This is a genomic window from Flavobacterium sp. A45 (genome assembly GCF_002001005.1).
Classification (GTDB): domain Bacteria; phylum Bacteroidota; class Bacteroidia; order Flavobacteriales; family Flavobacteriaceae; genus Flavobacterium.
In genome coordinates this window covers 59,495-72,551 of the sequence record NZ_MUNX01000090.1, presented here as the reverse complement: position 1 = coordinate 72,551, position 13,057 = coordinate 59,495, and the positions used below count along the sequence as shown (strand labels likewise).

The 13,057-nt window shown below is 34.3% G+C and carries 13 protein-coding genes; 11 read left to right on the top strand and 2 right to left on the bottom strand.

All coding sequences use genetic code 11. The annotated features are described in order from the left end of the window. The 3 genes from B0E44_RS11385 to B0E44_RS11375 form a co-directional block, all read left to right on the top strand. Positions 1 to 1,587: T9SS type A sorting domain-containing protein (locus tag B0E44_RS11385; RefSeq protein WP_124019318.1), on the top strand; the 1,587-nt coding region annotated here is incomplete at its 5' end. 4 nt (positions 1,588 to 1,591) lie between these two features. Beyond that, positions 1,592 to 2,296, top strand: coding sequence for a fibronectin type III domain-containing protein (locus tag B0E44_RS11380; RefSeq protein WP_077374894.1), 705 nt, complete (start codon positions 1,592 to 1,594; stop codon positions 2,294 to 2,296). A gap of 130 nt (positions 2,297 to 2,426) precedes the next feature. Next, positions 2,427 to 3,734 (top strand): NCS2 family permease, encoded by a 1,308-nt coding sequence (locus B0E44_RS11375; RefSeq protein WP_077374891.1) that lies wholly within the window; start codon positions 2,427 to 2,429, stop codon positions 3,732 to 3,734. A gap of 70 nt (positions 3,735 to 3,804) precedes the next feature. Here the strand turns inward: B0E44_RS11375 and B0E44_RS11370 are convergent, their stop codons facing one another. Continuing rightward, positions 3,805 to 4,662 (bottom strand): MBL fold metallo-hydrolase, encoded by an 858-nt coding sequence (locus B0E44_RS11370; RefSeq protein WP_077374889.1) that lies wholly within the window; start codon positions 4,660 to 4,662, stop codon positions 3,805 to 3,807. A gap of 264 nt (positions 4,663 to 4,926) precedes the next feature. Here B0E44_RS11370 and B0E44_RS11365 point away from each other — a divergent pair, with 264 nt between their 5' ends. The 4 genes from B0E44_RS11365 to sufD are packed head-to-tail and all read left to right on the top strand — an operon-like array spanning position 4,927 to position 8,841. Continuing rightward, positions 4,927 to 5,256, top strand: a complete 330-nt coding sequence (locus B0E44_RS11365) for an iron-sulfur cluster assembly accessory protein (protein WP_077374886.1) — start codon at positions 4,927 to 4,929, stop codon at positions 5,254 to 5,256. Between the two features lie 40 nt (positions 5,257 to 5,296). Next, complete coding sequence (gene sufB / locus B0E44_RS11360; protein ID WP_077374883.1) at positions 5,297 to 6,745, top strand: Fe-S cluster assembly protein SufB; 1,449 nt, start codon at positions 5,297 to 5,299, stop codon at positions 6,743 to 6,745. 31 nt (positions 6,746 to 6,776) lie between these two features. Then, complete coding sequence (sufC, locus tag B0E44_RS11355) at positions 6,777 to 7,523, top strand: Fe-S cluster assembly ATPase SufC (protein WP_077374880.1); 747 nt, start codon at positions 6,777 to 6,779, stop codon at positions 7,521 to 7,523. Between the two features lies 1 nt (position 7,524). Continuing rightward, positions 7,525 to 8,841 (top strand): Fe-S cluster assembly protein SufD, encoded by a 1,317-nt coding sequence (sufD, locus tag B0E44_RS11350; protein WP_077374877.1) that lies wholly within the window; start codon positions 7,525 to 7,527, stop codon positions 8,839 to 8,841. Positions 8,842 to 8,929: 88 nt separating this feature from the next. Here the strand turns inward: sufD and B0E44_RS11345 are convergent, their stop codons facing one another. Beyond that, positions 8,930 to 10,270 carry a serine hydrolase gene (locus B0E44_RS11345; RefSeq protein ID WP_077374874.1) on the bottom strand — a complete coding sequence of 447 codons (1,341 nt, stop codon included), beginning with the start codon at positions 10,268 to 10,270 and terminating at the stop codon, positions 8,930 to 8,932. 184 nt (positions 10,271 to 10,454) lie between these two features. Between B0E44_RS11345 and B0E44_RS11340 the strand changes: the two genes are divergently transcribed. The 4 genes from B0E44_RS11340 to B0E44_RS11325 all read left to right on the top strand — a co-directional run bounded on the left by B0E44_RS11340 (position 10,455) and on the right by B0E44_RS11325 (position 13,007). Further along, positions 10,455 to 11,669 (top strand): aminotransferase class V-fold PLP-dependent enzyme, encoded by a 1,215-nt coding sequence (locus B0E44_RS11340; protein ID WP_077374871.1) that lies wholly within the window; start codon positions 10,455 to 10,457, stop codon positions 11,667 to 11,669. Positions 11,670 to 11,680: 11 nt separating this feature from the next. Further along, positions 11,681 to 12,112: a hypothetical protein gene (locus tag B0E44_RS11335; protein ID WP_077374868.1), complete on the top strand. Its 432-nt coding sequence runs from the start codon at positions 11,681 to 11,683 to the stop codon at positions 12,110 to 12,112. Further along, positions 12,109 to 12,534 carry a SufE family protein gene (locus B0E44_RS11330; RefSeq protein ID WP_077374865.1) on the top strand — a complete coding sequence of 142 codons (426 nt, stop codon included), beginning with the start codon at positions 12,109 to 12,111 and terminating at the stop codon, positions 12,532 to 12,534. The genes B0E44_RS11335 and B0E44_RS11330 overlap by 4 nt, the downstream gene beginning before the upstream one ends. 149 nt (positions 12,535 to 12,683) lie before the next feature. Further along, positions 12,684 to 13,007, top strand: a complete 324-nt coding sequence (locus B0E44_RS11325) for an SUF system Fe-S cluster assembly protein (protein WP_077374862.1) — start codon at positions 12,684 to 12,686, stop codon at positions 13,005 to 13,007. Positions 13,008 to 13,057 lie beyond the last annotated feature (50 nt).

The window sequence follows — 13,057 nt, the reverse complement described above, 5'->3', positions numbered from 1 at the left end:
TATAATAGGTTTTTGAGTATCGATATTTCAAATAATACAGCATTAAAATCTTTAGATTGTAATTACAATCTTTTGACAAATTTTGATGTTACAAAAAACAGCAATCTGTCTTCAATAAAGTGTAGTAACAACAATTTGACCAATATTGACATATCAAATAACACAAAATTATATAAACTAGAATGTGAGAATAACCAACTAACAACATTAGATTTATCTACAAATACAAGCTTACAATATTTACGATGTTATAATAATAAATTAAATAGTTTAGATATTACTAAAAACAAATTTTTAATTGACTTGTATTGTGGTAATAATCCAATTTCTACTCTTGATTTCACAAACAACTTATCACTAGCAAGATTAAGTTGCAATTCAAATAATTTAACAACACTTGATGTCTCCAAACATTTAAATCTCCAAACACTTGAATGCCAATCAAATTCTTTAAAAAAAATAGATGTAACCTCAAACACTAAGCTAGAATATTTACGTTGCTCTAATAATCAATTAACAACTCTGGATGTAACTAAAAATGTTCTTTTATATACTTTACAAATTAATGACAACCAAATAACAACCATTGATATTAGTAATAATAAAAAATTAGGGGACATAGTTTGCTTTAATAATTTCTTAACAAGTCTAGATATTTCTAATAATAAAACTGTATTTTATGTAAATTGTAACAATAATAAGCTTACATATCTTAACTTAAAAAACGGAAATAGTAATCCATTATATATAAGTTATGATCTCGCAAATTACAAGAATAATCCAAATCTTAGATGTATCCAAGTAAATGATGCGGTATATGCAAAAGAAAGATGGTCTAATTTAAAAGATGCTACAGCTCGATTCTCTGAAGACTGTGGAGCTCCATTAGTATTTCTTTCAAACAATTTCAATGTTGAATCAAAAGGAGAAACTTGCAGTAATTCAAATAATGGAGAAATAAATATAACTGCTCAAGAAACATTTTCATATGTAGCCTCTATAAATGGTAAATCATACCTTTTTACCAATAACAGTCTAAAAGTCGTTAATTTGGCTCCAGGAACTTATACGGTAAGCATTACAATCCCTGGTGAAAATTTTGAGCAAAGCTATACTATAGTGATTCCTAAAGGAGCCACCATTACTGGAAAATCGAGTGTTACAGCTAATAAAGTTTCTGTAGAAATTACAGAAGGAACAGCTCCATATACTGTTTTTGTAGATGGAATCGAGCAATTTGAAACAACTGATTCTAACTTTACTGTAGATGCCAAAAAAGGAGGTTTATTACAAGTGAAAACGGCCAAAGCCTGTGAAGGAATTTATGCTAAAGATATTGCCCGTTTAGATGGAGTGATTTCTGCCTATCCAAATCCAACTTCAGGAAGTTTTGAAATTGAATTGCCAAGTACAAAGAAAGAAGTGATTATAGCCTTATACACTTTAGATGGTCAAATGATTTCAGTAAAAACCTATATTGTAGAAAATGGCAAAGCACAACTTTCTCTAGAAAATCAACCTACAGGCGTTTATGTTGTCAAAATTGAGTTAGACATCCCAGACTATCTAAAAATATTAAAAAACTAAAAAAATGAAGAATCTTATATACCTATCAATCGTTGGATTACTATTTATTTCTTGTGGCGGAGGTGGAGACGATCCGGCACCTACTCCCACTCCAGAAGTTAAAAATGTTGCTCCAACAATACCTACATTGGTTACTCCAACGGACAACAAATTATGTGTAGATAATACGGTTGCTTTTCAATGGAATCCAGCAACCGATGCAAACAAAGACGCTATTGTCTATCAAATTCAAGTTGCAAAAGACAATGCATTTGCGCAAATCGTAAAAACGACTGAGGCGTCTACAGCTGGCCAAACCATTGCTCTAGATAAAAATACAGCCTACTATTGGAGAATTAAAGCAACCGACAGCAAAGGATTATCGAGCGATTATTCTCCTACATACAAATTTTACACTGCTGGTGATGCGGTAGTGAACCACTTACCGTTTTCTCCAGAATTAGTAGAACCAGCTTTAAACACTGTTTTGAGTACAACTACTGCTACTTTAAAATGGAATGCTGCCGATGTTGATGCTACTGATGTTTTAACTTATGATGTGTATTTTGGAACGACCAACCCGCCTACTGTAAAAATAGTAGATAATGCATCTGCAAAAACGAAAGAGGTAACATTAGAAGCTGCCAAAGAATATTTTTGGAAAGTGGTTGTCAAAGACAATAAAGGCGGAGAAACAGTTGGACAAATTTGGAAATTTAAAACGAATTAAATTCTATAACATAATCTATTATAACCCTCATTTTCATTCATTTGAAAATGAGGGTTTTATTTTTTATCGTAAATTTGAGTTCCTCAGAAAAACCAATACACTGGTTCAATGCTAATAAATCAAAAACCAAATGAATAAAATACAGGACTATTTCAAAATAAAGGAGCGTGAAACTTCAATAAAACAGGAATTATCAGGTGGTTTGGTTACTTTCTTGTCTATGGCTTACATCATTTTTGTCAATCCAAACATCCTCTCAATGACGGGTATGCCAAAAGAAGCACTTATTTCTGTTACTTGCATTGCTGCTATTTTTGGAACTTTATTAGTCGGGATCTGGGCCAAAGTTCCTTTTGCAATGGCTCCTGGAATGGGACTAAACGCCATGTTTGCCTTTACCTTAGTTTTAGGGCAAGGTGTTTCTTGGCAAGATGCTTTGGGTGTTGTTTTTCTTTCGGGAGTATTTTTTACAATAATATCTTTTTTTGGTGTTCGGCATAAAATCGTCGAAGCCATTCCTTCTTCTTTACAGGTTGCCATGGGCTGTGGTGTCGGTTTTTTTATTGCATTTATTGGATTCAAACAATTAGGCCTTATTGTTGCCCATCCAGAAACTTTAGTCACATTGGGTAAATTTACTCCTGCCGTGATTATAGGTTTAATAACTTTATTTATAACAGTAGTTTTGGAAATTTACAAAGTAAAAGGAGCTATCTTGATTGGAATCATCGTTGGAACTTGTCTGGGAATTGGATTTGATCCCAATGTAAATTTGCCTACTCACATTTTTTCGTTACCGCCTTCCATTGCTCCTATCTTTGGGCAATTAAATATTTTGGGAGTCTTAAAACTAAGTTTTGCTTCAGCTATTTTCTCCTTTCTGTTTGTGAGTTTATTTGATTCCATCGGGACTGCAATTGCCTGTTCGTATGAAGCCAATTTGGTTGGAAAAAACGGTAAAATGCCACATCTCAAAAAAGTATTAGAAGCCGATGGTATTGCAACTATGTGCAGCGGTATTTTGGGCACAAGCAATACTGTTGTGTTTATAGAATCGGCAACAGGAATTGCCAATGGAGCAAAGACGGGTTTAAGTTCCGTGTTTGTGGCACTGTTTTTCTTTTTGGCTTTATTTATTTCTCCTATTATAGGAATCGTTCCTGCTTATGCAACCGCTCCGGCTTTGGTTCTTGTTGGTATTTATATGTCCAAGCATTTATCAAGAATCAATTTTGATGATTTACATATTGGTGTTCCAGCATTTTTGACAATGATTATGATGCCCTTAACTTATAGTATCAGTAATGGAATAGCTTATGGTTTTGCCTGTTATATTATTCTTGCTTTTTTTACCAAAAAAAGCAAAGAAGTAACCCCAATGATGTGGGGTGTTGGTGTCTTTTCAATCCTTAGTATTTTAATTACCCAAATGAACTAAAAACAGAAACCCCAATTTTCAAAATGGAGGAAAATGGGGGTTTTTGATTGGCAAAATTTTATTTTAAATTTCAAAAGATGTCTTTACAACTAAAACATTCTTTCAGCCTCACACCTTTCTCGGTATGCTCAACCGTTATGATTTCATTATGTGCATCATGTTCCAAAAACAAATAATAGTTATTATCAGCAGCAGCGTTCAAAAATTTAGATTTCTCAGGCATGGTCAATAAAGGTCTTGTATCATATCCCATTACATATGGCAAAGGTAGATGCCCAGCTGTTGGCAATAAATCCGCCATAAAAACAATTGTTTTATCTTGATATTGAATATGTGGGATCATCATTTTTTCGGTATGTCCATCAACAAAAAAAATTCCAAATCCTAATTCATTTGAAACTGCAAAATCGCCATCGGGTTTTGATATAAAATGTAACTGCCCGCTTTCCTGCATCGGCAAAATATTCTCTGACAAAAAAGAAGCTTTTTCCCTGGCATTCGGTTTTGTGGCCCATTCCCAATGATTTTCGTTTGTCCAGAATTTAGCATTTTTAAAAGCGGGTTCATAACCTGTTTTATCAGCGTTCCATTGCACACTTCCACCACAGTGGTCAAAATGCAAATGCGTCATAAAAACATCGGTAATATCATCGCGATGAAAACCATGTTGCGCCAATGATTTATCCATCGAATGCGTGCCCCAAAGCGAGTAATAGCCAAAAAACTTGTCAGATTGTTTGTTTCCCATTCCAGTATCAATCAAAATCAATCGGTTTCCGTCTTCAATCAACAAACAACGAGCAGCAATGTCGATAAGATTATTTTCGTCGGCTGGGTTTGTTTTGTTCCAAATGGTTTTAGGTACTACACCAAACATTGCGCCACCGTCGAGTTTAAAATTGCCAGTTTCTATAGGATAAAGTTTCATTAGTATGTTTTAAGATTAATAAAAACACTGCAATTTAGTAAAATCAAACCGCACGACTCTAACCATATATAACAAATTTCTATTTTGACATTAGTTATATAAATGTTATCAGTTATGGGAAAAAGCATTTTATATAGTATCTTTGCAGTTAATTTAGACGAAATAAAGATAGGATATAAAAGAGCTTTACAGAATTATGTTCTCTTTTTAGAGATTCATTTTAAGTGATTTATGTCCAAAACACAAAACTAATAGTAATTAAACATGATACAAGTTTCTGATACTGCCAAAAAGAAAATCATCGATCTGATGAAAGACGATGGTTTTGATGCCGCCGTTGACTACGTGAGAGTCGGCGTGAAAAGCGGTGGATGCTCTGGTTTGTCTTATGATTTGAAATTTGACAAAACAAAAGGCGAAGACGATAAAATATTCGTTGACAACGATATCACTATTGCTGTCGAAAAAAAATCATTCCTTTATTTAGCAGGAACAATATTGGAATTTTCTGGAGGGTTAAACGGAAAAGGATTCGTTTTTAACAATCCAAATGCAAATAGAACTTGCGGTTGTGGGGAATCTTTCTCACTATAGAAATTAACCTTATCAAAGGTTAAATAACATTATACTTATTATGTCAAAATACACCGAAGACGATTTAAAAATCGAATTAGAGACCAAAGAATATGAGTACGGATTCTACACTGAATTAGAATCTGAAACTTTTCCTATTGGTTTAAATGAAGATATTGTTCGCGCTATTTCCAAAAAGAAAGACGAACCGCAATGGATGACCGACTGGCGCATTGAGGCTTTTCGTGCTTGGCAGGAAATGGTCGAGCCAGACTGGGCAAATGTTCATTACATAAAACCAGATTTTCAAGCCATTTCATATTATTCAGCTCCGAAATCTGTAGATCCTAATAAAACATTGGATGATGTAGATCCTGAACTTTTAGAAATGTATAAAAAGTTAGGCATCTCTGTTGATGAACAAAAAATGATGAACAATGTCGCTATGGATATTGTAGTTGACTCGGTTTCGGTAGCTACTACATTCAAAAAAACATTAGGCGAAAAAGGAATAATCTTCATGAGTATTTCTGAAGCTATTAAAGAACATCCAGAATTAGTTCGTAAACATTTAGGCACTGTCGTTCCTCAAAAAGACAACTTTTATGCGGCTTTAAATTCGGCTGTATTCTCAGACGGATCTTTCTGTTATATTCCAAAAGGCGTTCGCTGCCCAATGGAACTATCGACTTACTTTAGAATCAATCAGGCTGGAACAGGACAATTCGAAAGAACTCTATTAGTTGCTGACGAAGGCAGTTATGTTTCATACTTGGAAGGATGTACAGCTCCAACTCGTGACGAAAACCAATTGCATGCTGCAGTAGTAGAATTAATTGCTTTGGAAGGTGCCGAAATAAAATATTCTACCGTTCAAAACTGGTATCCAGGAAATAAAGAAGGTAAAGGCGGTGTTTTCAATTTTGTAACCAAAAGAGGATTGTGTGAGAACAATGCTAAAATCTCTTGGACACAAGTAGAAACAGGATCTGCGATAACTTGGAAATATCCATCTGTTATTTTAAAAGGAGACAACTCAATCGGAGAATTTTATTCGATTGCTGTTACCAATAATTACCAGCAGGCCGATACTGGAACCAAAATGATTCATTTAGGTAAAAACAGTAAATCGACTATTATTTCTAAAGGAATTTCTGCAGGAAAATCACAAAACAGCTATAGAGGTTTGGTACAAATTGGCGCAAGAGCCGAAAACGCCAGAAACTTTTCGCAATGTGACTCTTTATTAATGGGTAACAATTGTGGAGCGCATACATTCCCATACATTGAAAGCAAAAATCCTACGGCCAAAATAGAACACGAAGCAACAACAAGCAAAATTGGTGAAGACCAGGTATTCTATTGTAACCAACGCGGAATCCCTACCGAAAAAGCAATTGCTCTTATCGTAAACGGATTCAGCAAAGATGTATTGAATAAATTACCAATGGAATTTGCCGTAGAAGCTCAAAAATTATTGGAGATTTCACTGGAAGGTTCAGTAGGATAAAAATAAACAAAGTATAAAACACATTCGAAAAATGTTATCAATAAAAAATTTACACGCCTCTATTGGAGACAAAGAAATATTAAAAGGAATTAACCTTGAAATAAAAGCAGGAGAAGTACACGCAATAATGGGGCCTAATGGTGCTGGAAAAAGTACTTTATCAGCTGTAATTGCTGGAAATGAAAACTACGAAGTAACTGATGGAGAAGTAATTTTGGACGGAGAAGATCTTGCCGAATTAGCTCCAGAAGAAAGAGCACACAAAGGAGTTTTTCTTTCTTTCCAATATCCAGTGGAAATTCCTGGTGTTTCGGTAACGAATTTTATGAGATCGGCAATTAACGAAACTCGTAAAGCTAAAGGTCAGGAAGAAATGCCAGCAAATGAAATGCTGAAATTAATTCGTGAAAAATCGGAATTATTAGAAATCGACAGAAAATTTTTATCTCGTTCCCTAAATGAAGGATTTTCAGGAGGAGAGAAAAAACGTAATGAGATTTTTCAAATGGCAATGTTAGAGCCAAAATTGGCTATTCTTGACGAAACAGATTCTGGATTAGATATTGATGCGCTTCGTATCGTTGCCAATGGTGTAAACAAATTAAAAAGCGATAAAAACGCAGTATTAGTAATTACGCACTACCAAAGATTGCTAGATTATATCGTTCCTGATTTTGTTCACGTTCTTTACAACGGAAAAATTGTAAAATCAGGCGGGGCAGAATTAGCACACGAGTTGGAAGAAAAAGGATACGATTGGATTAAAGCAGAAAACTAAGATGGAGCTAAAAGAAAAATTACTATCGTCTTTTATGGCTTTTGAAGAACGTGTTGATGTTCATTCCGAACTTCATGACGTGCGAACTTTAGCTATAAAAAACTTTGAAAATAAAGGTTTCCCAACCAAAAAAGAAGAAAGTTGGAAATACACTTCGCTAAGCGCCATTTTAAAAAATGACTTTAGCGTTTTTCCAAAAACAGATAATGCTATTCAATATAGCGACGTAAAAAAATACTTTTTACACGAAATAGATACCTACAAAGTAGTTTTTGTAGACGGTGTTTTTAGTTCTCATTTGTCTTCAACCACACACGATGGTATTGACGTTTGCTTAATGTCATCGGCATTGAACAAGCCAAAATACAAAATGATTATTGATACTTACTTCAATAAGATTGCCAGCAAGGACGAAAGTTTGACTTCCTTGAATACAGCTTTCGCCAGTGAAGGAGCCTATATCAACATCCCAAAAAGCAAAGTTGCTGACAAGCCTATCGAAATCATGTATTTCTCTACTGGAAACGAAACTGCTCTTTTGGTACAGCCGAGAAACTTAGTTATTGTTGGCGAAAACTCACATGTGCAAATCATAGAACGTCATCAAAGCTTGAATAATAATCCAGTTTTAACCAATTCGGTTACCGAGATTTTTGCTCAAAAAAGAGCGATTGTAGATTATTACAAAATTCAAAATGACAATCTGGAAGCCAATTTAATTGACAATACGTATGTTTCCCAAAAACAGGAAAGTCATGTTTCGGTTCATACTTTCTCTTTTGGAGGAAACTTAACCAGAAACAATTTGAATTTCTATCACTTTGGAGAACGTTTGACTAGTACCTTAAACGGAATTACAATTATTGGCGATAAGCAACACGTTGATCACTATACATTAGTAAACCATGCGACTCCAAACTGTGAAAGTTTCCAAGATTATAAAGGAATTTTCACTGATCGTTCTACTGGAGTTTTCAACGGAAAAGTATATGTGGAAAGAGAAGCCCAAAAAACAAACGCTTTTCAAAAAAGCAATAATATACTGTTAAGCGACAAAGCAACCATTAACGCCAAACCGCAATTGGAAATTTTTGCAGATGATGTAAAATGTTCTCACGGATGTACTATTGGACAACTGGACGAAACTGCTATGTTTTATATGCAACAACGCGGAATTCCAAAAAAGGAAGCGAAAGCATTATTGATGTATGCTTTCTCAAATGCCGTTATCGAAAACATAAAAATACCGGAATTAAAACAACGAATCACCACAATTATCGCTAATAAATTGGGCGTTAAAATTGGATTTGATTTGTAGTTTTAACCACTAGGTTCACTAAGTTTTACACAAGGGGCACAAAGTTTATTATAGAACTTTGTGCCCCTTGTGTCCTTCGTGTTTAAACTTATTTTTTCACGCTCCCCACAATCCCCTTTAGCAACCCATTAAAATCAAAATCTTCACTCAATCCCATTCGGACAATTACTAAATCCTGTGACGGAATGATAAATACTTTTTGTCCCTGAAAACCATTGGCAGAATACAAATCTCGAGGTGCATCTGGATAATACCCTCCAGCATTTAACCAAAAATGAGCACCATAATCTCCACCTGAACCGTTGGTAGGCGTAGAAACATACTTTGCCCAACTGGCATAAAATAGTTGTTCGCCATTCCAATTGCCTTTATGCAAATACAATAATCCCAATTTGGACCAATCCCTTGTCGTCGCCCAAGCATAGGACGAACCAACATAATTCCCGGCCATATCAGTTTCGACAATCATCGAATGCATTCCTATTTTATCAATCAAAGCCGAATACCAAAAATCCAAATATTCCTGATGCGTTTTGAACTGCTTCCGCAAAATTCCCGACAGTAAATTAGTCGTGCCAGAAGAGTAATTCCAATGCGTGTTGGGTTTGAAAATGGCTGGTTTTAATAATTGTGATCGTGACATATCTTCAGTCTGAAAAAGCATTTGGGTAGCATCACAGATCTTGTCGTATTTCTCTTCCCACTCCAAACCTGAATTCATATGAAGCAGATCATTCGTCGTAATGTATTTTCGATTGTCATTTTGCCATTCGGCAATGGGAGCAGGTTTGTAGATGTCAAATTTTCTTTGTTTTTCAAGTATTCCAAAAAGTGTACCCGTAATACTCTTTGTCATGGACCAACCGAGAATGACACTGTTTTTTGTAAAACCGTCAGCATATTTCTCCGCAATAATTCTGTTTTTATAAATAACTAAAACCGATCGGGTTCTTTTGTCATTATGCTCTTTAGAATCAAATGCTTTGGCAACAGCCTGATTCAATTTAGCATAATTTACATTGGCAAAAACCGTGTCTTTGGGTTCGATATCACCATAAGGGAACAGTAATTTATTTTTTGATTTTGATCTTTTGGGAACTTCGTAAGACTTAGATATGTCAAAATCATCACTGATTAATGTAGCTCCCAAACCTTCCCTATAAATTGCTTTCCGCCTTTTTAAACCATAAACAGTTGCAGTTGCAAATTTCTCCGATTCATTTATTTCATTGGTAGCCCAACGAATAACACCAAAATTATTATTATTGTTTTCTATATTTTCCTGCGAACGATTGGCCAGAAAATGACCCGAAGCAATACTTTTGGCCGAAAATCCTGAAATCAATTCTAGCTTAGAATATGTGATAAAGCCAAAATAAACAGAATACAAAATAAACAGAAAAATTCCTATTTTAAAATACTTTTTCATAATGAAAGATAATTCCACCAATTTAGTGAAAAAAGTAATACTAACTTCAAACAACTAAATTCCATATCGTTTTAATAACCATGTTCTTCTCTTTCGTACTATTTTTATAATTATTAACTATTGTTGCTTAGAAAACTAAATCAATTGTATTACTTTTGTATTTAGAAAAATTCTAAATAAAGAAATGTTAGATATTCAAAAAATAAGAGCCGACTTTCCTATTCTTTCACAAAAAGTAAACGGAAAGCCTTTAGTATATTTCGATAACGGAGCCACTTCACAAAAACCGCAAGTGGTTATTGATGCAATTTCAACCTATTATCAAGAAATAAATGCCAATATCCATAGAGGAGTTCATACATTGAGCCAGTTGGCGACAGATGCCTATGAAGTTTCCCGTGCAAAAATCCAAAATCATATCAATGCTAAATTCCTTCACGAAGTACTTTTTACTTCGGGGACTACTTTTGGCATCAACTTAGTGGCCAATGGATTTGCTTCCATTCTAAAACCAGGTGATGAAGTATTGGTTTCAGCATTGGAACACCACAGCAATATTGTCCCTTGGCAAATGTTGTGTGAAAAAACAGGAGCCACACTCAAAGTCATTCCGATGAATGAAAATGGCGAATTGATAATGAGTGAATACGATAAATTACTTTCGTCAAAAACCAAAATCGTAACTGTTAACCATATTTCTAATGCGTTGGGAACTATCAATCCTATCAAATATATGATTGATAAAGCGCATGAAGTCGGAGCAGCAATTTTAATTGATGGTGCACAGGCGGTACCACATTTAAAACCTGATGTTCAAGCTTTGGATTGTGATTTCTATGTTTTTTCGGGACATAAAATGTGTGGTCCAACAGGAACAGGAGTTTTATACGGAAAAGAAGCTTGGTTGAATAAATTGCCTCCGTATCAAGGTGGTGGTGAAATGATTAAAGAGGTAACTTTTGAAAAAACAACTTATGCCGATTTACCACATAAATTTGAAGCGGGAACACCTAATATTGCTGGCGGAATTGTTCTAGGAACTGCCATCGATTATATGAATGAAATTGGTTTTGAAAATATTCAGAAGCAAGAATTGGAATTATTAGAATACGCCACAAAGAGATTGTTAGAAATTGACGGTTTGAGAATTTTTGGTACTTCTGAAACGAAAACTTCGGTGGTCTCATTTAACATTGATGGTATTCATCCGTATGACATTGGAACCATTATTGACAAATTGGGAATCGCTGTAAGAACGGGTCACCATTGTGCTCAACCAATTATGAATTTCTTTGGTATTCCAGGAACAATTAGAGCTTCATTTTCTTTTTACAATACCAAAGAAGAAATTGACTCATTGGTCGAAGCAGTAAAAAAAGCACAAATGATGTTATCTTAAAATAAAAAAATATGAAAATTATATCACTCTTGTTCTTGACTTTAATACTTGGTAAAAACTGCCAAAGCCAAAATAATATGGATTTGAGTACAGCAAAAATTGAGTACACCGCCAATTCAAGAGGATTATATAATAACACCGTTATAGAAAACAAAACAATTTCCGTTACCAAAACAAGAGATGGGAAACCTGTTTCAAACTCTCTCACTGATGCCGAATTGAATACTTTAATAAATGAATTTCAAAAAGTGGATTTGGAGGAAATTCCAAGTTTGAAAGCACCTACCGAAAAACGTTTTCACGATGGTGCAGCTATGGCTAATTTGGTAATAACATATAAAGGAAAAACCTATGAAAGCCAGACTTTCGATAATGGATATCCTCCTGAAAAAATAAAGAACTTAGTAAACACAATACTATCCTTTTCAAAAAAAGTAGAATGACAATAAAAGAAATACAAAACGAAATTATAGATGAATTCTCCATGTTTGACGACTGGATGCAACGTTATGAATACATTATTGATTTAGGCAAAAATCTTCCTTTAATTAAGGAGGAATTCAAAACTGACAATAACTTAATCAAGGGATGTCAATCCAAAGTATGGTTGCAAGGGGAACAAAACGATGATAAAATTATCTTTACAGCAGATAGTGATGCGATTTTAACCAAAGGAATTATCGCTATTTTAATCCGTGCTTTTTCGAACCAAAAGGCAATTGACATATTAAATGCAGATACGGATTTTATTGATGAAATCGGTTTGAAAGAACATCTTTCGCCAACAAGAGCCAATGGTTTGGTTTCGATGATAAAAAATATTAAAATGTATGCTTTGGCCTTTGATGCTCAGAAAAAAAATTAACCATATAAGGCATTTAAGTTGATTCAATAAAGCCATCGTTAATGAATATTATCGAATGCCCGAAGATTAACTTTTTTGAACTTATATCTAGCTAAAACATTAACAAAAAATAACCTTATATGACTTATATGGTTTAAAAATAAAAAATTATGACAGAAGAAATAAACACCGCAGAATTAGGAGAATCAATCGTAAAAAAATTGAAAACCATTTACGACCCGGAGATTCCAGTCGATATTTACGAATTGGGATTGATTTATGATGTAATGGTTAATACCGATTATGAAGTAAAAATATTAATGACCCTTACTTCTCCAAACTGCCCAGTGGCAGAAAGTTTACCAAGAGAAGTAGAGGAAAAAGTAAAATCAATAGAACACATAAAAGATGCTGAAGTAGAAATCACTTTTGATCCACCATGGAGCAAAGATTTGATGAGCGAAGAAGCAAAATTAGAATTAGGAATGCTTTAATAAAAAGTAGGCAGTGTTCAATCTTTTAGTATTCAGTTAGTAGCTGACCA